This is a genomic window from Nocardia amikacinitolerans (assembly GCF_900215415.1).
Lineage (GTDB): Bacteria > Actinomycetota > Actinomycetes > Mycobacteriales > Mycobacteriaceae > Nocardia > Nocardia amikacinitolerans.
Genome location: NZ_OBEG01000001.1, coordinates 1,468,750 through 1,489,752, shown reverse-complemented (window position 1 = coordinate 1,489,752; position 21,003 = coordinate 1,468,750). Strand labels below are relative to the sequence as shown.

Below are 21,003 nucleotides of genomic sequence, written 5' to 3'. Positions count from 1 at the left end.
CGGATGTTCGTGGGCTCGTTGCCGTTTCAGCCCGTCCGAGGAACGATCACGTCACCCGGCCGCGGCCGAGCGGCTGCGACGGCCGCACATACGCGGGCGGTGCATGGTTGCATTCGGTGCACCTTCGCGCCGACTGCCGTCGCGGGGGTCTCAGGCGCGCGAGGCGAGGGCGGCGGTGAGCCGGGTGACCGGGCTTTCCGCGTTGTAGGCGACCGCGAGTTCGCGCAGGCGGTCCGGGTCGGCAGGTGCGGTCGGTAGCGTGTCGGGGCGCGACAGGTCGACGTCGGCGTCGCACACCACGCGCACCACGGGCGCCGCCGCCTTCAAGTAGTCCTCCGCGGCCCGCAGTTTCGCGCGCACGCCGGGGGCCAGTTCGGAGTCCGGATCGTCCACGGCGGCGACCAGCGCGTCGAGCGAACCGAACCGGGAGATGAGCGTCGCCGCGGACTTCTCGCCGATGCCCGCCACGCCGGGCAAGCCGTCGGAGGAGTCGCCGCGCAACGTGGCCAGATCGGCGTAAGCGGGTCCGGCATTGCGCACCGGCACGCCGTACTTCGCGGCCACCTCGGCGGGACCGAAGAGCTCGGCCTTGGCCAGCCCGCGCCCGGCGTAGAGCACCCGAACGGTCGGCGCGGGCTCGTCGCGCACCAGCTGCAACAGGTCACGATCGCCGCTGACCACGATCACCTCGTCGGTGCGCTCCCTGCTCGCCAGCGTGCCGAGCACGTCGTCGGCCTCCAGACCCGTCGCGCCGCCCGTCGCGATCCCGGCCGCGTCGAGGACCTCGAGGATCATGTCGACCTGCGGGGTCAGCTTGTCGGGCACCTCCTCCTCGCCCGGCGCGGCCTCGGCCGAGGTGTCGAGCCGGTGCGTCTTGTAGGACGGCACGAGGTCGACGCGGAACCGCGGCCGCCAGTCCAGGTCGAGGCACACGACCAACCTGCTCGGCGCGTGCTTGGTGATCAACGAGGCGACCATGTCGGTGAAACCGCGCAGCGCGTTCACCGAACGCCCGTCCGGCGCGGTGATCTTGTCCGGAATCGCGTAGAACGCGCGGAACCACAGGCTGGCCCCGTCGAGCAGCAGCAGCGGGCCTGATGTCGCAGCAGAGGTCACGCGCTGAGGCTACCCGCCCGCTCCGACAGGCCGGACCCGATCCGACGGGCGCTCGGCCGATCCGGCACGGAGGCTGAGTGGGGCCTGTCCGTTCGGCCGCCCCGGTGTTCGGGTTCGCCGCGCGCCGCGGACGGGTAACGTCGATCGGTATGAGTGGGCACACAGAGTCCAGGTTCGCGGCGGATGTCTACGGAGACCGGCTCGAGCGGGCGGTGGAGTCGATGCGCGCGGCGCACCTCGACGCCCTGCTCATCACGCCGGGGCCGGATCTGCGCTACCTGATCGGTTCGGCGGCCGAATCCTTCGAGCGGTTGACCTGCCTGGTGATCCCGGCCGACGGCGCGACGCCGTCGGTGATCATCCCCAAGCTCGAACTCGCCTCGCTGGCCGGGTCGGCGGCGGGGGAGCTGGGCCTGCAGGTGCTGGACTGGGTCGACGGCGTCGACCCGTACCAGGTGGTGAAGTCGACGCTGCACGTCGGTTCCCGGGTCGCGGTCGCCGATGCGATGCCCGCGCTGCACCTGCTGCCGCTGGCGGTCTCGTTCAGCGGTCTTCCCGTCTCGGCCACGCCGGTGCTGCGGGAGTTGCGTATGCGCAAGGACGACGCAGAGATCGACGCGCTGCGCAGGGCGGGCGCCGCGATCGACCGGGTGCACGCGCGGATGGGCGAGTTCCTCCAGGCCGGACGCACCGAGGCCGAGGTCGGCGCCGACATCGCCGCGGCGATCGTCGCCGAAGGCCACACCGAGGCCGCGTTCGTCATCGTCGGCAGCGGACCGCACGGCGCCGACCCGCACCACGGGGTGTCCGACCGGCGCATCGAGCAGGGCGACGTGGTGGTCGTCGACATCGGCGGCCCCGTCGAGCCCGGCTACTACTCCGACTGCACCCGCACCTACGTGCTCGGCGAGCCGAGCCCCGACATCGCCGCGCGCTACGCCGAGCTGGAACGGGCCCAGGCCGCGGCCGTCGCCGCCGTCCGCCCCGGCGTCACCGCCGCCTCCGTCGACGCCGCCGCGCGGAAACCCTTGACCGAGGCGGGTTTCGGCGAGGCGTTCGTGCACCGGACCGGACACGGCATCGGCCTGTCCGTGCACGAGGAGCCCTACATCGTCGCGGGCAACGACCTGGTTCTGCAGCCGGGCATGGCCTTCAGCGTCGAACCGGGCATCTACTTCCGCGGCGAGTGGGGCGCCCGCATCGAGGACATCGTCGTGGTCACCGCAGACGGCTGCGAGTCCATGAACGCACGCCCGCACGGCCTGACCGTGCTGTGACCGACCGAATGCGTTGTCAGCGCAGCGTGCTCGACGAGAGCACGCGGCGCACCTCGATCGCGATCACCACGCGGGTCGGGTTCTCGCGCGGCACCCGGTAGCGGCCCGCGTAGCGCTCGACCGCGTCGGCGACACTGGCCGGATCGTCGAGCACCACCGCGGGGCCCTCCAGGGTCAGCCACCGGATGCCGTCCACCTGACTGACCGCCGCGTATCCGGTTCGGCGCACATTGCGCACCTTCACCGACCCGTCGTTGGTGATGACCCGCGCGATGCCCGCCTCCGCGTCCCAGGTGAATCCGACCGCGACCACGTGCGGCGTGCCGTCGGCGCGCAGCGTGGTCAGTGTCGCGAGATGGCGCTCGGCGACGAAGTCGAGGGCGGCGGGGGACAGCGGCGCGGTAGTGGTCGGCATCCCTCGACCGTAGACCCTTGGTCTGGCGGTGGCCGCCAGGGTGCGGGCGTTTTCGCCGCGCGAGGGGATCGGCGAGACGGCCAGTCGAGGATGACAGACTGAGCGCATGGGAAAGCGAGGGATCGCCGAGGGTTCGGTACTGGTGCTCGGCGGACGCAGCGAAATGGGTCTCGAGATCGCCGAGCGCCTGGTGCCCGGCCGGGTGGTGATCCTCGCGGCGCGGCGCAGCGACGATTTGGCGGCGCAGATCGCGACCGTCGAACAGGCCGGAGCGTCGGCCGTGCACGCCGTGGAGTTCGACGCCGACGACACCCGCGGTCACGCCGCACTGCTGGAGAAGATCGCCGCCGACTACGGACCCATCGGAGTCGCCGTGCTGGCCTTCGGCATTCTCGGCGACCAAGCCCGCGCCGAGCGCGAACCCGAGCACGCTGTCGCCGTCGTGCACACCGACTACGTGGCCCAGGTCAGCGTGCTCACCACCCTCGCGAATCTGCTTCGCGCCCAAGGGCACGGCCAGATCGTCGTGTTCAGTTCGATCGCGGGTGCGCGGGTGCGCCGCGCCAATTACGTCTACGGCTCGGCCAAGGCCGGTTTGGACGGATTCGCCAGCGGCCTCGCCGACGCACTGCACGGCAGCGGCGTCCATCTGCTGCTGGTTCGCCCCGGTTTCGTCATCGGCAGGATGACCGAGGGCATGGAACCCGCGCCGTTGTCGAGTACGCCCGGTCAGGTGGCGGACGCCGTCGTCGCCGGGCTGCGCCGCCGCGCGGGCAAGATCTGGGTGCCCCGCGCCCTCGGACCGGCCGCCGCGGTGGCGCGGATGGTGCCGCAGTTCCTGTGGCGCCGGATGCCTCGATGAGCGCGGCAGGAGGACCGCGGCGGTGACCGACGCTTGGCAGGGTCCCCCGATCGCGGTCGTCGGCATCGGCGCCGACGGATGGGACGGCCTCGGCGCCGCGGCGCGGGAAGCGGTCGCAGCGGCCGAGGTGATCTTCGGTTCCGAGCGGCAATTGGCGCTCGTGCCAAGCGATCTCGGCGGCGAACGGTGCGCATGGCCATCACCACTGCTGCCCGCGCTGCCCGGATTGCTCACGCAGCACGCCGCGCGCCGGATCTGTGTGCTCGCCAGCGGCGACCCGATGTTCTACGGCATCGGCGTCACGCTGGCCCGGCTGTTCGGGCCCGCGTCCCTGCGGGTGCTGCCGCAACCGTCTTCCGCTTCGCTGGCCTGCGCGCGCCTCGGCTGGGCGCTGGCCGAGACGCCGGTCGTCAGCGCGGTGGGCCGCCCCGTGGCGACCGTCCTGCCCGACTTGGTCGACGGCAGACGGCTGCTGGTGCTCAGCGCCGACGAGAGCACCCCGGCCGAGGTCGCGAAACTCTTGCGAGACAACGGATTCGGCGGATCGGCCGTCACGGTGCTCGAGCAGCTCGGCGGGCCGTCGGAACGTCTGCGAACCGCCACCGCGGCATCCTGGGATCCCGACGCGGGCGACCCGCTGAACATCGTCGCCGTCGACTGCGTCGCCGATCCGGCTCACACCCGCGTCACCCGCCTGCCCGGCCTGCCCGACACCGTCTACGGCGGCGACGGCCAGCTCACCAAGGCCGAGGTGCGGACGTTGACCCTGGCCGCGCTCGCCCCCGCGCCGGGTGAACTGCTGTGGGACGTCGGCGGTGGTTCGGGCAGCATCGCCATCGAATGGTGCCGCACGCATCCCGCCTGCCGCGCGGTGACTTTCGAGCGGCTGGAGCGCCGCAGGGAGCAGATCACCGTCAACGCCACCGCGCTGGGGGTCCCGCAGGTGCTGGTGCGCGGGGAGGTGCTCGCCGAACTGGCCGCCGACCGCGAAATGCCCGCGCCCGACGCGATTTTCGTCGGCGGCGGTGTCACCCAGCCTGGCCTGCTCGAGACATGCTTCGCCCATCTGCGCCAGGGCGGCAGGCTGGTCGCGAACGCCGTCACCGCGGAATCGGAAGCGCTGCTGGTCGCCATGGCCGCCGCGCGGGGCGGTGAGCTGCGAAAGTTCCAGATCTATCGGGCCGAGCCGCTCGGCGGCTTCACCGCGTGGCGTCCCCAGCTGCCCGTCGCGCAGTGGACAGTCGTCAAATCGGATCAGGGTTCACCCTGAAATCCTCGCTGCGAGGGTGAAACACGCGCGTGTCAGCGGGTAGGGTCGGGCGCGAGATCCACTCGTTATCGGAAAACCGATTCCATGGGGAGATACATGAAGTACAAGAAGTTCGCCGCTACCGCTCTCCTGGCCATCGCCGCCACCGGTGTCACCGCGGGCACCACCTACGCCGCGCCGGCCGAACCCCCGGCCGCCCAGGAGCAGACCGCACTCGCGGCGCAGGGCGAGGACCAGGGCGTCGGCTACACCGCGCGGCTGGCCGACGCGGGCAAGTCCATCCTCACCACCGTGACGGGCGGCGCGTTCACCCTGGACGCGGACGGCAAGGCCGTCACGCTGAAGAACGACGCGGGCGAGGTCGTCACGACCATTCCGCTCGCCGCGCGGGAAGCGAGCAACGGCGCGCCGGTGGAGATCGCCGCCGCGATCGACGCGGACGGCAAGTCCCTCACCCTGACCCCGAAGGCCGACGTGGTCGCCGTGCAGGACATCGGCGCGCAGGAGTGGTTCTTCGCCGAATTGCAGCGCGCCTCGCTCGGCGCCGCCGTCGGCGCCGTGATCGGCGGCCTGATCGGTCTGCTCGGTCTCGTGGTCGGCGTCATCCCCGGCGCCATCATCGGGGGCGTGATCGGCCTGCTCGTCGCGGGCGGCCCCTCGCTGCTGAACGCGGGCATCGCGTACTTCAGCGGTCAGCCCTGAGAACGCTGATCCTGGGCGGCACCGCCGAAGCGCGGCAGCTGGCCCACATCGCTTCCGGCGAGCGAGGATTCGAGATCGTCTCCTCGCTCGCCGGTCGTGTTCGCGACCCGCGGCTGCCGGAGGGCTCGGTCAGAATCGGCGGCTTCGGCGGCGTCGCGGGTCTGCGCGAGTGGTTGGGGGACAACGGGATCGACGCCGTCATCGACGCCACCCACCCGTTCGCGGGCACGATCAGCGCGAATGCCGCCGCGGCCGTGCGGGACTCGGGTATACCGCTGGTGCATGTGCGGCGGCCGGGCTGGACCGAGGCGCCGGGCGATCGATGGATTCGCGTGCCCGATCTCGCGGCCGCGGCGAACGCGCTCCCGGAACTGGGCGAGCGCGTCTTCCTCACCATCGGCAGGCAGGGCGTCGGCGCGTTCGCCGGGCTCACCGACCGGTGGTTCCTGATCCGCGCCATCGACCCGCCGGAAACCGAACTGCCGCCGAACCACGAAGTGCTGCTCGCCCGCGGGCCTTTCACGGTGGACGAGGAATCCCGGCTGCTGGCGCGGCACCGCATCGACGTGCTGGTCACCAAGGACAGCGGCGGTGACCGCACCTATGCCAAACTGGCCGCAGCCCGCGCGGCCGAGCTGCCCGTCGTGATGGTCGACCGGCCGCCCCTGCCCGCAGGAGCGGAGATCGTCGAAACGGTGGCTGAAGCGTGGGAATGGTTGCGGGCCAAGGCATCCGGCCTTCGCTGATCAGCGCCTGAGCAACTCGGGCAGCCGATCGAACCAGGCGAGCACCGCGCGCTCGTAGCCGATGCCGAACTCCAGGGTGGCCCGCTGGTGCGGCCGCAGGGTGTCGCACTCGTCCTTCAGGTAGCGATCGAGGCGCCGCTGGTGCACTTCGCGATTCGCGGCGATGATCCGATCGAGGTGCTCGGAGTCGAGGTGGTCGCCGAACGACATGGTGAGCAGCAACGGCACCCGGATCGTTTCCGCGCCGGGATCGCGGGTGACCCATTCCAGAAACGCCTCGCGGCCCGCGTCGGTGATCCGATAGGGCGTGCGCTCCCGCGCCCCGGTCTCGCCCTTGGCGACCAGCCCGGCGGTGTCCATCGCGGCCAACTCGCGATACACCTGGCTCTGGGTGATCGTCCAGAAATCGCCGATCCGATCCTGGGCAAGCGTCACCAGATCCCAGCCGGACATCGGCCCCTCGTGCAGGAAACCGAGCAGCGAGGCGGCCGTCGAATTCAGCGGTTTGCGCCGGGTCGTCGTCATCGGCCGCTCCCTTCTCGACGTTCCATAGTGGAATGTTAGCTCACTCGCTTCGCCGCGTGGGGTCCGTCCTCGCGAGGAGCCTCATGGTAGGTCTTCGCGAGTCAGGGACGGTGGTAGCGCCGCGAGGTGTAGACGCGGGTGCCGTGCGGGGTGTCGACCGCCGCGGTGGTGGACGCGCCGATGATCAGCAGGGTACGCATATCCACGTCGGCCGGGTCGAGATCGACGAGCGACACCACCCGGACCGACTCGGTGGGTCCGCCGACATCGCGGCCGAGCACCACCGGGGTGTCCGGCTTGCGATGCTCCAGCAGCAGATCGCGCATCGCGCCGACCTGCCAGGTGCGCTGCGAGGACGCCGGGTTGTAGATCGCGATCGCCATGTCGGCCGCCGCGACGGCCGAAAGTCGTTGCGCCACGACCTCCCACGGCTTGAGCCGGTCGGAGAGCGAGATCATGGCGTAGTCGTGGCCGAGGGGAGCGCCGACCCGGCTGGCCACGGCATTGGCCGCGGTGAGGCCGGGCAGCACCCGCACCGGCACATCCTGCCACTGCGGGTCGGCGGATTCCTCCAGCACCGCCGCCGCCATCGCGAACACCCCGGGATCGCCGGAGGAGACCACCGCGACCTTGGCGCCGCGCTTGGCCAGATCCAAAGCCATGGCGGCGCGTTCGGACTCCACGCGATTGTCGCTGGCGTGCCTGCGCTGGCCGGGGCGCTGCGGCACGCGGTCGATGTAGGTGGTGTAGCCGACGAGATCGGTGGCGGCATCGAGTGCCTCCCGTACCTCGGGGGTCGTCCAGTCCGGCGAGCCGGGGCCGAGGCCGACGACCACGACCTCGCCGATCGAATCCGGCTGCGCCGACGGAACATCGGAGGCCGCGGCTGTCGAGATCGAATCCGCGTGCGCCGACAGAGCATCGGAGGCCGCGCCTGCCGAAATCGAATCCGCGTGCGCCGACGGAACATCGGAGGCCGCGCCCGTCGAAACCGAATCACCTTGCGCGAGAGGGTCCTCGGCGGGCGAGGCAGGGGCGCTCGCCGCAGTCGATACGCCGGTCGAGGCGGCCGTCGCTCCGGCGAAGTGTGCTTCGGCCGTCGCGGCGGCAATCCTCGGCAACGGCGTGGTCGGCCGCGGACCCGGCACCAGCGTGATCGAGAAGTACGGCACGTCGGCGTCGTTCGCCTCGGCGGCGGTTCGCACCCGCTCTCGGTCGGTGCTCGCCCGTTCCACATAGTAGGCGTCGTCGAGCCGTCCCGCGTCCGAGAGTGCCTGCCGCACACCGGGATACGTGCGGCCGAGCTTCATGATGGCGGCGGCGTCGGTGTCGCGCAGGCGGCGGGTCAGCTCCTCGGTCGGCATGGTGCCCGGCAGCACGGTCAGCACCTGCTCGCCCTCCACCAGCGGGGTGCCGAGCGCCGCCGACGCCGCGCTCACCGAGGTGATGCCGGGAACGATCTCGGCCTCGAAGCGGTCCGCCAACCGGCGGTGCATGTGCATGTAGGAGCTGTAGAACAGCGGATCACCGGCGGCGAGCAAGGCGACGGAGCGGCCCGCCGCCAAATGCGCGGCAAGTCGCTCGGCGGCCTGTTCGTAGAACTCGTCGATCGCGCCCTGGTAGCCGCCGGGATGGTCGGTGGTCTCGGTCGTCACCGGGTAGACCAGGTGTTCTTCGAGCTGGCCCGGTCGCATGTAGGGCGCGGCGATACCGCGCGAGATGCTGCGCCCGTGCCGCGCGCTGTGGAAGGCGATCACGTCGGCCGCCGCGATGATTCGCGCCGCCTTGACCGTCACCAGTTCGGGATCGCCCGGCCCGAGTCCGATACCCCAGAGTTTGCCCGGTGTGGTCATTCCGCTTCGCTCGCAATCGCGTTCAGTGCCGACGCGGTGATGGCGCTGCCGCCGCGCCTGCCGCGCACGGTCAGGTATTCGACGCCGCCGTAGGCCGCCAGCGCGTCCTTGGACTCGGCGGCGCCGACGAAACCGACGGGGATGCCGAGGATCGCGGCCGGTCGCGGGGCGCCCGCGTCGAGCATGTCCAGCAGGTGGAACAGCGCGGTCGGCGCGTTGCCGATGGCGACGACCGCGCCGTCCAGCCGGTCCCGCCACAGCTCCAGTGCCGCCGCCGATCGCGTATTGCCCAGTGTCGCAGCCAGTTCCGGGACGCGGGGGTCGCCGAGGGTGCAGATCACCGCATTGTCCGCGGGGAGCCGTTTGCGCGTCACACCGGAGGCGACCATCTGCGCGTCGCAGAGGATCGGCGCCCCCGCGTGCAACGCCGCACGGGCGGCCGCGACGACGCCGGGGGAGAAGGCGATGTCCTCGGTCAGGTCCACCTGTCCGCAGCCGTGGATCATCCGGACGACCACCCGCGCCACGTCCGGCGGGAACGCGCTCAGATCCGCCTCGGCTCGGATCGTCGCGAACGACTGCCGATAGATCTCGGCCCCGTCGGTGAGGTAGCTGGTGCGCACGTCGGACATGGGGTCCACCCTAGGACGCGGCAGGGCGGCGACCGCCTCCCGCCCCGGGATGTCCGAGCGAGGGCGCAGGTGCGCCCACCGGGCGCACGCCGCCGAGAGGTCAGCCCGTGGCCGGAGCGAACGCGGAAGTACGCGGGAGACGATGGTGGCTCAGGTGCGTGGTCGTTCGAGGATGCGGGACATGACGATCGAACTGCGGGTGCGCCCGACGCGCGCGTTCTCCCTGATTCGCTCCACTGTCGACTCGATCTCGGCCATGTCGGTGGCCATCACGTGCACCAGCGCGTCGGCCTCGCCCGCGATCGTCCACACGCCCACCACCTGCGGGATCGGTTCCAGGCTCCGGCGCAGTTCGGCCGGGGTGATGTTGTCGCGGTAGTACACCTCGACGTAGGCCTCGGTGGTCCAGCCGAGCGCCGCCGGATTCACCAGGGCCGTGAAGCCGGTGATCTGACCGCTGGCGACCATGCGGTCCACCCGGCGCTTGACCGCGGGCGCGGAAAGACCCACCGCGGAGCCGATCTCCTGGAACGAGGCGCGCGCCGAGCGCAGCAGGTGGCCGAGGATCTGGCGGTCTGTCTCGTCCATCACAGCCCTTCTTCCGTGACGCAATGATTCGTCGTTCCCGAGGCGATTTGCGCAACGATTCGGCGTTCCTGACGCAATGGTAGGCCCATTACCTTCGTGGCAGCCGTATTCACCGCGCCTCACCGGGAGCCACGATGACCTCAGTAGCTACCCTCCAGACCACCGAACCCACCCCCGCACGCCGACCCGTGCCGCGCCGGTTCGTGATGTGTCGCCCGGACCATTTCGACGTCCGGTACTCGATCAATCCGTGGATGAATCCGGACACGCCGGTGAACCGCGCGCTGGCGCTCGCCCAGTGGGACGACCTGCGCGCGACCTTCGAGCGCTACGGCCACCAGGTCGACGTGGTGCCCGGCGAACCCGGTCTGCCCGACATGGTGTTCGCCGCCAACGGTGGACTGGCCGTCGGCGACCGGATCCTGTCCGCGCGCTTCACCCACGCCGAACGCACCGCCGAGGGCCCCGCCTTCCACCGCTGGTTCGCCGGACGCGGCGTCGAGATCGCTGCGGCTGCGGAATTCAACGAGGGCGAGGGCGATTTCGCGTTGATCGGGGGCCGATTCCTGGCGGGCACCGGCTTCCGTAGTTCCGCGGCGGCCCACCGCGAGGTCGAGCTGTACTTCGGAATCCCGGTCGTCTCACTGGAACTGGTGGACCCGCGGTTCTACCACCTCGACACCGTCCTGATGGTCCTCGACGACACCACCATCGCCTATTACCCGCCCGCCTTCGCCGAGACCAGCCGCGCTGTCCTGGCGGCCCTGTTCCCGGACGCGGTCGAGGCGACCGACGCCGACGCCGCGGTCCTCGGCCTCAACGGGGTGTCCGACGGGTATCACGTCTTCCTCAGCCCGCAGGCCACCGACCTCGCCGCCGCCCTCCGCGCCCGCGGCTACCTCCCGGTTCCGGTGGACGTCTCGGAGCTGCTGAAGGCAGGCGGCGGGATCAAGTGCTGCACCCTCGAGCTGCATTGACCGAGCCGCGCCTCGGAGCGGCGACGCGGCAGTCGGCCACCGCCTGCCGCGTGGATCGCCGCCCGCCGGTGCCGCGCTGCCCCCGCCGAGGGCCTGCGCTGATTTGCGTAGAAGCAGCGGGAGACAGGCTCGCGCTCCCGGTCGTCGCGACCTATCAGTCGACGCGATAACCGTCGGGCGTGGCGACCACGTCGGTGACCTCGCCGCGCGGCCTTCCGCAGCGGCGCTCGCAACCGGACCAGTGCTGGCGGCCGGCCACCGAGACTTCCTCGGCGGGAACGACCCGCTCGGGAGCTGTTTCGGTCGACGCGTCCTCGGACAGCACGCGACCGGACTCGACGGCGGCCGTGACGTCGGCGCGCACGTCGGTCAGCGACTTCGCGCAGCCGGGCTGCCCGGCGCACGCGCTGACATGCAGCCATGGTGAGGCGGCGTCGAAGATCAAGCCCATCGGAGCGAGCACCCGAACCACCTGCTCGGCGGCCCACTCCTCGAGGTCGGCGATCACCAGGCTGCGCCACGGCGTGACGATCACCGGGCGTTCCACCGCAGCGACGAACTCGGCGAGCCGCGCGTCGAGCGCGCCCAGCCGGACACCAGCGCCGAGTGCGACCAAACCGTCGTCCTGGTCCAGCCAGCCGATCGGAACATCCTGGGCCGCAGCGACTTCCACGCGTTGCGTGCCGGGAGTCAGACCGAGCGAATCGAGGATTCTGGCGGGACCGTCCGCGACCTCGTGCAGCCGCCACTGTCCCGAGCTCACAGCGAGAAAACCCTCCGCGGCGGCCAGCGCGATATCGACCGCCTCGGCTCCGGTCACGCGAACGCCGGTATCGACCCCGGCCAGCAGCAGCGCGAACTCGTCGGCACCGACCGCCTGGACGCCGATGTCCCCGTCCAGACCGCTGACATCGCCGCGCCCGTCGTCGAGCGTGAACAGCACCCGCCCCGGCAAGTCCGCCAGCCGGGGCGTCGCGCACAGCCGGGCATCGAGTTCGCCCACCAGCCCGCGCACGTCCGCCAGCCCGCCGACCCGCCCGGACAGCGGCGAGGCGACGATGTTCCGCACGCGCTCGTGGGTCCGGCTCGGCAGCAGTCCGGCGGCGGTCAAGCGCGCGGTGAGTTCGGCGGCGTCGCGCACCTGCCGCAGCTGCAGATTGCCGCGCGAGGTCAGTTCGATCGCGCCGTCACCGAGCTCGCTCGCCGCGGCCGCCAAGACGAGCACCTGGTCCGAAGTGAGCAGGCCGCCCGGCACTCGGACGCGCGCGAGCGGTCCGTCGGCGGCCTGATGCAGGCGCAGCACGCCGGGGCAGGAATCGGGGGCGGTTCGAGTCATAGCGCCTTTCAGCCTACGTGCGCCGGCTCGGCAGGACCCCGCGCGCGCTACCGGAGTTCGCCGAGCGCCGAGCCCCATCGACATGACCGACTTCTCCGATGCCGGGCATCGTTCGGCAATCGTCGACGCGGGTCGTGAAGGCAACGCCGACCTCTCCCGAACCGGGGGTGCGGCGGGCCACACCGCGCCGGGTAGCATCGGCGTGCTCGGCGGGCGACGAGGAAACCGGTGCAATTCCGGTGCGGTCGCGCCACTGTGAACAGCCAGACCCTCTCCGGCGAGCACCACACCCCGATGGGCGCGTCACCCGAGGAAGGTCACCCGTGATCCTGCTGCTGTCCACGTCCGACACCGATCTGCTCAGCGCGCGCGCCAGCGGCGCGGACTACCGGCTCGGCAACCCCGCCCGCCTGCTGGTCGACGACCTGCCCGGGCTGCTGGACGGGGCCGATCTGGTGGTCGTCCGCATCCTCGGCGGCAAGCGCGCCTGGGAGGACGGGCTCGCGGCGCTCCGCGACAGCGGTGTGCCGATGGTCGCGCTCGGCGGCGAGATCGCCCCGGACGCCGAGCTCATGGAATGCTCCACGGTGCCGGGCGGCGTCGCGGCCGACGCGCACAACTACCTGGCCGCGGGCGGTCCGGAGAATCTGCGGCAGCTGCACAACTTCCTGTCCGACACGGTCCTGCTCACCGGCCACGGCTTCGCGCCGCCGGTGCAGCTGCCCAGCTGGGGCGAGCTCGAGCGCGACGCCCGCCACCCGGCGCCCGTCGCGGGCGTTCCGACCGTCGCGGTGATCTACTACCGCGCCCAGCATCTGGCGGGCAACACCGGCTATGTCGACGCGCTGTGCGCGGCGATCGAGGACGCGGGCGCGCGACCGCTGCCGCTGTATTGCGCCTCGCTGCGCACCGCCGAACCCGAGCTGTTGACCACCCTGCGCCAGGCCGACGCTCTGGTCGTCACCGTGCTCGCGGCGGGCGGCACCAAGCCCGCGACCGCGTCGGCGGGCGGCGACGACGAGGCATGGGACGTCGGCGCGCTCGCCGAGCTGGACGTGCCGATCCTGCAGGGCCTCTGCCTGACCAGCGGCCGCGCCCAGTGGGAGGACAACGACGACGGCCTCTCGCCGTTGGACGTGGCGACCCAGGTGGCGGTGCCGGAGTTCGACGGCCGCATCATCACGGTGCCGTTCTCGTTCAAGGAATTCGACGCCGACGGGCTGTCCACGTACGTCCCCGATCCGGAGCGGGCCGGCCGGGTCGCGGGCATCGCGACGCGCTACGCACGGCTGCGCCATATTCCGGCCGCCGAGAAGCGACTGGCCGTGATGCTGTCCGCCTATCCGACCAAGCACGCCCGCATCGGCAACGCCGTCGGCCTGGACACTCCCGCGAGCGCGATTCGGCTGCTCACCGAATTGCGTTCCGCCGGTTACGATCTCGGTGACTCTACCGAGGTTCCCGGGTTGGACCAGCGGGACGGCGACGCCCTGATCCACGCGCTCATCGCGGCGGGCGGCCAGGACCCGGACTGGCTCACCGCCGAACAGTTGGAGGGCAACCCGATCCGCATCGGCGCCGCCACCTACACCGCGTGGTTCGACACCCTCCCGGAAGACCTGCGCGAAGCCGTCGTCGAGGCGTGGGGTCCGCCGCCCGGCGAGCTGTACGTCGACCGCTCTGCCGACCCGAAGGGCGAGATCGTCATCGCCGCACTGCGTTTCGGCAACGTGGTGCTGATGGTGCAGCCGCCGCGCGGCTTCGGCGAGAACCCGGTCGCCATCTACCACGATCCCGACCTGCCGCCCAGCCACCACTACCTGGCCGCCTACCGCTGGCTGGCCGCGCCGGAGACGGCGGGCGGTTTCGGCGCCGACGCCATGGTGCATCTGGGCAAGCACGGCAATCTGGAGTGGCTGCCCGGCAAGACGCTGGGTATGTCGGCCTCGTGTGGCACCGACGCCGCGCTCGGCGACCTGCCGCTGATCTACCCGTTCCTCGTCAACGATCCCGGTGAGGGCACCCAGGCCAAGCGCCGCGCGCACGCCACCCTGGTCGACCACCTCATCCCGCCGATGGCGCGGGCCGAAAGCTACGGCGACATCTCGCGATTGGAGCAGCTGCTCGACGAGCACGCCAACATCTCCGCGCTCGACCCGGCCAAGTTGCCCGCCATCCGCCAGCAGATCTGGACGCTGATGCGCGCGGCCAAGATGGACCACGACCTCGGGCTCACCGAACGGCCGGACGAGGAGTCCTTCGACGACATGCTGCTGCACGTCGACGGCTGGCTCTGCGAGATCAAGGACGTGCAGATCCGCGACGGTCTGCACGTCCTCGGCCAAGCGCCCGCGGGCGACGGCGAACTCGATCTGGTGCTCGCGATGCTGCGCGCCCGGCAGCTGTGGGGCGGCGAGGTGTCGGTGCCCGGCCTGCGAGAGGCCCTGGGGCTGAACGAATCCGGCGGCGAGGCGCGCGAGCGGGTCGACGTGATCGAGGGCCGGGCACGCGAGTTGCTCGCCGCGCTGCAAGCCGCCGACTGGTCGGTGGACGCGATCGACGGGCTGGTCGCGGAATTCGCCGACACCCTCGTTCCCTCCGGGGCGGCGGCCGTCGGCGGCGCGGAACCCGGCACGGCCGGTGCGGTGCGCGCCGTATTGCGTTTCGCCGCCACCGAAGTGGTGCCGCGCCTGCGCCAGACCGGCGTCGAGATCGAGCGGGTGCTGCACGCGCTGAACGGCGGGTTCGTCCCGGCAGGCCCGAGCGGTTCGCCGCTGCGCGGCCTGATCAACGTGCTGCCGACCGGCCGCAACTTCTACTCGGTCGACCCGAAGGCGGTGCCGTCGCGGCTGGCCTGGGAGACCGGTCAGGCGATGGCCGAATCGCTGGTCGAACGGTATCGCGCCGACCACGGCGAATACCCGCGCTCCGTGGGGCTTTCGGTGTGGGGCACCTCGGCCATGCGCACCTCCGGCGACGACATCGCCGAGGTCTTCGCGCTGCTCGGTGTTCGCCCGGTGTGGGATGAGGCAAGCCGACGCGTCACCACCCTCGAAGCGATCCCACTGGACGAACTCGGCAGGCCGCGCATCGACGTGACCGTGCGCATCAGCGGCTTCTTCCGCGACGCCTTCCCGCACGTGCTCGCCCTGCTCGACGACGCGGTCCGGCTGGTGGCCGAGCTGGACGAGCCCGCGGAGTCGAATTACGTTCGCGCGCACGCGGAAGCGGACCTGGCCGAGCACGGCGACGCCCGCCGCGCCACCACCCGCATCTTCGGTTCCAAGCCGGGCACCTACGGCGCCGGTCTGCTTCAGCTCATCGATTCCAAGAGCTGGCGCACCGACGACGACCTCGCGCAGGTCTACACCGCGTGGGGCGGCTACGCCTACGGCCGCGATCTGGACGGCGCGCCCGCGGCCGACGACATGCGTTCGGCCTACCGCCGAATCGCGGTGGCGGCCAAGAACACCGACACCCGCGAGCACGACATCGCCGACTCCGACGACTATTTCCAGTACCACGGCGGCATGGTCGCCACCGTGCGCGCGCTCACCGGCAAGAATCCGGAGGCCTACATCGGCGACAGCACCCGGCCCGACGCGGTGCGCACCAGGACCCTCTCCGAGGAGACCTCGCGCGTGTTCCGCGCGCGGGTGGTGAACCCGCGCTGGCTGGAGGCGATGCGCAGGCACGGCTACAAGGGCGCGTTCGAGATGGCCGCCACCGTGGACTACCTGTTCGGCTACGACGCCACCACCGATGTTGTCGCCGACTGGATGTACGAAAAGCTCACCGAGAGTTATGTTTTCGACGACGTGAACCGCAAGTTCATGGAGCAGTCCAACCCGTGGGCGCTGCACGGCATCACCGAACGGCTGCTGGAGGCGGCCGAGCGCGGGATGTGGTCCGCCCCCGAGGCCGAGACGCTGGACCGGTTGCGTCAGGTGTACCTGGAAACCGAAGGGGAACTCGAGTAGTACCGCGGCGCGCGGGCGGATCCGGTTATGCTCGGGTCCGCCCGTCCCCCAATTCCATTGGTAGGCCTTCGCAAAACGACGCCTCGGTTTTCATTGCGTCGCATGTAGTTTCGTTTTCCGGATATCGCCGGATTCGGCGGCGGAAATGCAAAGGCCGGTTTGGCAACCCCCCAATTCCTGGGCCGATTCGCTGATCTTGCAAGGTGTTTCGGTTTCGTCATTCTGCCGACACCGAGAGTGCCGGAGGCGCATCATATCGATGTCCTGAAAGCCGATTCTCGGGGCACACACTATTCGGATCGGCAGGATGATGGGAATTTCATCATGATCAAAAAACTGATAGCGGCCGCGGTGCTGACCATTGCCGCGACCACCGGAATCGCCACCGCGACCGCCAACGGCTCGCCGGGCGGCGTGGTGGCGGGGGTGGACCGCGGTGTCGAGTACACCGCTTCGGTGGCGCCGGACCGCTCGGGCGCGACGCTCACCTTGGCGGCCGGGACCTTCGAGGTCGCGCCGGACGCGGTGCTGGTGCACGCGCCCGACGGCACGGTGATCGGCAGCGTGCCGACCACCCTGCACTCGGCGACGGGTCAGCTGGTGCGCGTCGCGCCGGTGATCGACGCGAGCGCAACGCAATTGACGCTCACCCCGGTGACCGCTCCTGCCCAGCCGGAACTGGGGTTCATCGGCGATGCGGGAACGACGATCGCGGGTATCGCGATCGGCTGTGTGATCGGTGCATTGATCGGGGCGATCTTCTTCATCCTCCCGGCCATTCCCGGCTGCATCATCGGAGCGGTGATCGGCGGGATCATCGGCGCGAACGCCTGAGGCGAGCAATCGAGGGGTGAACATACCCCGTGAACACCCGCGGCCCGTCCGGAAAACAACCGGGCGGGCCGCACTCGTACGCCGGGAAATTCCGGACACAGCGCATTTCAATTGCGGTTCCCGATGCCGCGATGAGCAGGGAAAATACCTCGAAAATGGTGGTCTCCGGGTATTGACTAGCGGCGAAAACCGAGGACACTAGTCTGTACACCGGAACACCGGAGAGTGCCACACAATCGGCGGAGACGTCCAAAGAAAGTACTGGTAACTCTTCCAAGATCCGGCTAGGCCCCCGGCAAGCCAGTCGAAGACCAGGGTTATCAGCGACGACTGAGACCCAAGGATTCGATGGAGACTACCGGGGACTGTTCTGTTCGGGGGTAGTTCTTCCGCTCTCAGCCGTCCGACCTGCGGTGATGCCTCACCCTGCCTTCGGAACGAGCGTGTTGTGCCGCGCCGCCGTCCACCAGCGCCCGTCCTCCTTCACCAGGACGTACAGCGCGACCATCGCCGGATCCACATCGATGGGGTCGCCTTCCGCGGTGATCGCCCGCGCCGCCTTGTGCGCGACGGCCACATTCGGCCGCAGGAAGACGATGTCGGTCACCTCGTACCGCGCGTACTCGTCCTTCAGGAAACCCGCCAGCCCCTTGCGGCCCGCCTCCAGCAGCGCGTCCCGCCCGGTGATCACCATGCCCATCGCGTTCCCCGCCGACGCGTTCGCGGTGAAGCCGCTGACCATCAGCTCCGCGTCCTTGTTGTTGAAGCCCTCCTCCACATCGGCCACCAGCCGCTTGATCGCGGCGATGTCATCGGTGTGGTCCACGGTCGTGTCCTCGACCACCGGCGATTCGTTTGTCGTTGCATCCATGACCGACAGCTTTGTACCTGAACAAAGATTCAGGTCAAGTATCGAGGTGCGCGTCGCCTGGCGGCCGCGTGGGCCGAGCCGATCGGTCCCGAAAACCGATCAGGGTGTGGCGAACTTGGCCGCGATTTCTTGTGCGGTGACCTTCGCGAGCTCGACGAAGAACGGCACCCGTTCCGGGATCATGAGCGTCGTCGTGCCGCGCAGGCCGAGGGCGAAGCGGCAGCCGCCGTCGGGGTCGAGGATCGGCAGGCCGATGGTGCGGAAACCGGGGTCGAGTTCCTCGTCGTTGTAGGCGTAGCCACGCTCTCGGGTGCGGGTCAGCTCGGCGCGCAGTTCGGCGGGGTTCGATACGGACCGTTCGGTGCCCTCTTCGTAAGGGAGGGAACGCAATTCGTCGTCGGAGACCGCCGACCACGCCAGCAGCGCCTTGCCGAGCGCGCTCGCGTGCAGCGGTAGTCGCACGCCCTGGAGGCGGTGGCCCTCGGATTCCCGCCACCGGCTGGTGCCGAGCAGTACCGCGTGGATGTCGTGGCGGGTGGCGACCGAGGCGCTGGCGCCGGTGGTGTTGGCGAGCTGCTCGAGATGCGGCTCGGCCAAGTAGATCCGGTGCTGGCGGTAGGCGATCTGCCCGTACTCGGCGAGCGCGCGGCCCATCCGGTAGCGGCTGGATTCCGCGTCCTTCTCGAGGAAGCCGGCCTGCACGAGCGCGCTGAGCAGCCGGTGTGTGGTGCTGACCGCGAGCCCCTGGGTGCGCGCCACCTCCGAGACTCCGCGCTCCTCGCCGCCGCGGAAGCAGTCCAGTACGGACAGGGCGCGCGTGACGGTCTGTACACCGGAGGGTTCCACCAGGCGACGGTAGCACAGCGGAGTTGTGGATAACCGCAGATATTTCCGATAAATGGAAAAGGCAACCGAACGGTCTGAGTGCTGATCCACCGAGTCGGTCGAAACAGCCGGATACCATCGCCATCTCGTCGACGGCCTATCACGGCCGCGATGTCAAGCTCTCCGATCTACGGAAAGGATTACCTCGTAGCGCACCGCGCCCCTCTCTACTCTGCGAGTGCAGTGATCGACACTCTCGAACAGGAGTCACCCACGATGTCCCGCAGGCGCGCCCTCTTGCGTATCGCATTCGCGATCGCCCCCGTCGTCGCTCTCGTCGCGGCGTGTGGCTCCGACTCCGGCACCGACGCGGGGTCCGGCGCGTCGTACGTGCTGAAGGTCACCGATCCGGGCAACTCAGGCCCGCTGGCGGTCGGCAAGCGCGACGGCACCTTCGACGCCGCGCTGGCTCCGCTGGGCGCGAAGATCGAATGGGTCGGCACCACACCGGGATTCAGCTCCAACCTGAAGCTGTTCAACACCAAGGAACTGGATGTGTCCGGCGCCGCCTTCAGCCCCGTCGTCGGCGCGCTGTCCAAGGACGTCGGCGTGCGGATCGTGGCGGTGCAGGACCCGGCGGGCAAGGACCAGAGCGGCATCATCGCCGCCCCGGGTTCGGGTATCCGGTCGGTGCAGGACCTGGTCGGCAAGCGCGTCGCGGTGAATCCCGCGGGCAAGGGCGAGTACATCTTGCTGCGCGCGCTGGCCCTGGCGGGCGTTCCCGCCGACAAGGTGACCCGGGTGCCGTTGCAGCAGAAGGAGGCAGCGTCGGCCTTCGCCACCGGCAAAGTCGATGCGTGGGCCTCGTTCCTGATCCCGTACCAGGAGGCCAAGGCCAACGGCGGCATCGAGATCGCCACCGAGCAGAGCATCGGCTCCAAGGACAACTCGGTGGTCGTCTTCCGCACCGAGGTACTCGAGGAGCGCCCCGACATCGCGGCGAAGTATCTCGAAGTGCTGCAAGAGCTGACAGCGCGGCAGCGCACCGATCCCGGCCAGTTCGAGAACGTCTTCGAGCAGACCGGCCCGCGGGCGCTCTCGGGCCCGCGACTGGCGGACGCGTTGCGCGTCGGCGGTGAGGTCACCGTCCCGCATCTGCCGAACGAAGCCGACGCCGCGGCGCTGGCCGACGTGGTCGACGCCTTCGTGGCCAACGGCGTGATCAGCCGCAGGATCACCGCGGCCGACATCTTCTACGACCTGAAGTCGAAGCTGACCCCGGACCAGCTGGCGGCCGTGCGGGCGGGCAGCTGAGATGGCCCTTCTCACCCCGCCCCTCACCGCGCAGGCGCCCGCATCCGCCACCGCGCTGACCGCGCCCCGAGGCCGCGTCGAAAGACACAGGCCCTCCTGGGTTTCGGTGCCACTACGGTTTCTGCTTCCCGCGCTCATCGTCGCGGCATGGTGGCTCGGCTCGGCGACCGGCGCGATCTCCGAACGGGTGATCGCCGGACCGCCCGCGGTCTGGACCGCGTTCACCGAGCTGCTGTCGACCGGACAGCTGGTCGATTTCGCCGCGGCCTCGTTCGTTCGCGCAGCGCTGGGCGTCGCCCTCGGCGTCTCGGTGGGCCTGGTGCTCGGCTTGCTGTCCGGGCTCTCCGCGCTCGGCGAGGAACTGGTCGACTCGACCATGCAGATCCTGCGCGCCGTGCCGTTCCTCGCGCTGGTGCCGCTGTTCATCGCCTGGTTCGGCATCGATGAGCTGTACAAGGTGCTGCTCATCGCCATCGCGACGGTGGCGCCGATGTACGCGTACACCTACCTGGGCGTGCGCAACGTGGACCGCAAGATGGTCGAGGCGGCGCGCGGTTTCGGGCTGACCGGCCCGCGGCTGGTGCTCGAGGTGGTGCTGCCGTCGGCGCTGCCCGGCGTGCTGATGGCGCTGCGGGTCTGCCTGTCGATCAGCATCACCGGCCTGATCGCGGCCGAACAGGTGGGGACACGTGAGGGCGTCGGATACCTGGTGACGCTGGCGCAGGAATACAACCGCACCGATTACATGGTGCTGTGCGTCGTGCTCTACGCGCTGCTCGGCCTGATCTTCGACGGCATCGTGCGGATCGTGGAGCGGTTCGCGATGCCGTGGCGCAAGCAGGTGGCGATCCGATGAGCCGCATATGGAAGCCGAGCGTCA

Annotated in this window: 19 protein-coding genes; 10 read left to right on the top strand and 9 right to left on the bottom strand. The window is 70.3% G+C overall.

What is annotated here, in order from left to right:
- Positions 1 to 150: 150 nt before the first annotated feature.
- Positions 151 to 1,116 carry a 5'-3' exonuclease gene (locus CRP45_RS06850; RefSeq protein WP_097244241.1) on the bottom strand — a complete coding sequence of 322 codons (966 nt, stop codon included), beginning with the start codon at positions 1,114 to 1,116 and terminating at the stop codon, positions 151 to 153.
- A gap of 149 nt (positions 1,117 to 1,265) precedes the next feature.
- Between CRP45_RS06850 and CRP45_RS06845 the strand changes: the two genes are divergently transcribed.
- Positions 1,266 to 2,393 carry a M24 family metallopeptidase gene (locus tag CRP45_RS06845; protein ID WP_097244240.1) on the top strand — a complete coding sequence of 376 codons (1,128 nt, stop codon included), beginning with the start codon at positions 1,266 to 1,268 and terminating at the stop codon, positions 2,391 to 2,393.
- Positions 2,394 to 2,409: 16 nt separating this feature from the next.
- On the opposite strand, the gene CRP45_RS06840 is transcribed toward CRP45_RS06845, so the two are convergent.
- A complete protein-coding gene (locus tag CRP45_RS06840; RefSeq protein WP_067781235.1) occupies positions 2,410 to 2,808 on the bottom strand; it encodes a PPOX class F420-dependent oxidoreductase in 399 nt (132 codons plus the stop codon).
- A 106-nt stretch (positions 2,809 to 2,914) separates the two neighbouring features.
- Between CRP45_RS06840 and dprE2 the strand changes: the two genes are divergently transcribed.
- The 4 genes from dprE2 (at position 2,915) to CRP45_RS06820 (ending at position 6,388) form a co-directional block, all read left to right on the top strand.
- Positions 2,915 to 3,670 carry a decaprenylphospho-beta-D-erythro-pentofuranosid-2-ulose 2-reductase gene (gene dprE2, locus CRP45_RS06835; protein WP_097244239.1) on the top strand — a complete coding sequence of 252 codons (756 nt, stop codon included), beginning with the start codon at positions 2,915 to 2,917 and terminating at the stop codon, positions 3,668 to 3,670.
- A gap of 22 nt (positions 3,671 to 3,692) precedes the next feature.
- Complete coding sequence (cbiE, locus tag CRP45_RS06830; protein WP_097244238.1) at positions 3,693 to 4,940, top strand: precorrin-6y C5,15-methyltransferase (decarboxylating) subunit CbiE; 1,248 nt, start codon at positions 3,693 to 3,695, stop codon at positions 4,938 to 4,940.
- A gap of 96 nt (positions 4,941 to 5,036) precedes the next feature.
- Positions 5,037 to 5,642 (top strand): DUF8020 domain-containing protein, encoded by a 606-nt coding sequence (locus CRP45_RS06825; RefSeq protein WP_097244237.1) that lies wholly within the window; start codon positions 5,037 to 5,039, stop codon positions 5,640 to 5,642.
- Entirely contained in the window at positions 5,639 to 6,388 is a 750-nt protein-coding gene (locus CRP45_RS06820; protein WP_097244628.1) for a cobalt-precorrin-6A reductase, read from the top strand. The genes CRP45_RS06825 and CRP45_RS06820 overlap by 4 nt, the downstream gene beginning before the upstream one ends.
- Here CRP45_RS06820 and CRP45_RS06815 read toward each other — a convergent pair whose 3' ends face one another.
- From CRP45_RS06815 to CRP45_RS06800, 4 genes are all read right to left on the bottom strand, one after another.
- Positions 6,389 to 6,913 carry a PadR family transcriptional regulator gene (locus CRP45_RS06815; protein WP_097244236.1) on the bottom strand — a complete coding sequence of 175 codons (525 nt, stop codon included), beginning with the start codon at positions 6,911 to 6,913 and terminating at the stop codon, positions 6,389 to 6,391.
- A gap of 101 nt (positions 6,914 to 7,014) precedes the next feature.
- The gene (locus CRP45_RS06810; protein ID WP_097244235.1) at positions 7,015 to 8,766 is read right to left on the bottom strand and encodes a precorrin-2 C(20)-methyltransferase; all 1,752 of its coding nucleotides are present in this window, start codon (positions 8,764 to 8,766) and stop codon (positions 7,015 to 7,017) included.
- Positions 8,763 to 9,398, bottom strand: coding sequence for a precorrin-8X methylmutase (locus CRP45_RS06805; protein ID WP_097244234.1), 636 nt, complete (start codon positions 9,396 to 9,398; stop codon positions 8,763 to 8,765). The genes CRP45_RS06810 and CRP45_RS06805 overlap by 4 nt, the downstream gene beginning before the upstream one ends.
- A 150-nt stretch (positions 9,399 to 9,548) precedes the next feature.
- Positions 9,549 to 9,986, bottom strand: coding sequence for an Lrp/AsnC family transcriptional regulator (locus CRP45_RS06800; protein ID WP_067792778.1), 438 nt, complete (start codon positions 9,984 to 9,986; stop codon positions 9,549 to 9,551).
- 134 nt (positions 9,987 to 10,120) lie between these two features.
- Here CRP45_RS06800 and ddaH point away from each other — a divergent pair, with 134 nt between their 5' ends.
- A complete protein-coding gene (gene ddaH / locus CRP45_RS06795) occupies positions 10,121 to 10,963 on the top strand; it encodes a dimethylargininase (RefSeq protein WP_179830777.1) in 843 nt (280 codons plus the stop codon).
- Positions 10,964 to 11,117: 154 nt separating this feature from the next.
- Here ddaH and cobG read toward each other — a convergent pair whose 3' ends face one another.
- Complete coding sequence (gene cobG, locus CRP45_RS06790; RefSeq protein ID WP_097244233.1) at positions 11,118 to 12,299, bottom strand: precorrin-3B synthase; 1,182 nt, start codon at positions 12,297 to 12,299, stop codon at positions 11,118 to 11,120.
- Between the two features lie 323 nt (positions 12,300 to 12,622).
- Between cobG and cobN the strand changes: the two genes are divergently transcribed.
- Both cobN and CRP45_RS06780 read left to right on the top strand, forming a co-directional pair.
- On the top strand, positions 12,623 to 16,279 hold the full coding sequence (cobN, locus tag CRP45_RS06785) for a cobaltochelatase subunit CobN (RefSeq protein ID WP_097244232.1): 3,657 nt from the start codon (positions 12,623 to 12,625) through the stop codon (positions 16,277 to 16,279).
- Positions 16,280 to 16,438: 159 nt separating this feature from the next.
- Positions 16,439 to 17,113 carry a DUF8020 domain-containing protein gene (locus CRP45_RS06780; protein ID WP_245909951.1) on the top strand — a complete coding sequence of 225 codons (675 nt, stop codon included), beginning with the start codon at positions 16,439 to 16,441 and terminating at the stop codon, positions 17,111 to 17,113.
- 421 nt (positions 17,114 to 17,534) lie between these two features.
- Here CRP45_RS06780 and CRP45_RS06775 read toward each other — a convergent pair whose 3' ends face one another.
- Together CRP45_RS06775 and CRP45_RS06770 are read right to left on the bottom strand one after the other, a co-directional pair.
- Entirely contained in the window at positions 17,535 to 17,984 is a 450-nt protein-coding gene (locus CRP45_RS06775) for an SgcJ/EcaC family oxidoreductase (protein ID WP_097244231.1), read from the bottom strand.
- A 99-nt stretch (positions 17,985 to 18,083) separates the two neighbouring features.
- Positions 18,084 to 18,830: an IclR family transcriptional regulator gene (locus CRP45_RS06770; RefSeq protein WP_097244230.1), complete on the bottom strand. Its 747-nt coding sequence runs from the start codon at positions 18,828 to 18,830 to the stop codon at positions 18,084 to 18,086.
- 255 nt (positions 18,831 to 19,085) lie between these two features.
- On the opposite strand from CRP45_RS06770, the gene CRP45_RS06765 reads away from it, so the two are divergent.
- The gene (locus CRP45_RS06765) at positions 19,086 to 20,123 is read left to right on the top strand and encodes an NrtA/SsuA/CpmA family ABC transporter substrate-binding protein (protein ID WP_097244229.1); all 1,038 of its coding nucleotides are present in this window, start codon (positions 19,086 to 19,088) and stop codon (positions 20,121 to 20,123) included.
- A 1-nt stretch (position 20,124) separates the two neighbouring features.
- Entirely contained in the window at positions 20,125 to 20,979 is an 855-nt protein-coding gene (locus CRP45_RS06760; protein WP_097244228.1) for an ABC transporter permease, read from the top strand.
- The last annotated feature ends 24 nt before the right edge of the window (positions 20,980 to 21,003 follow it).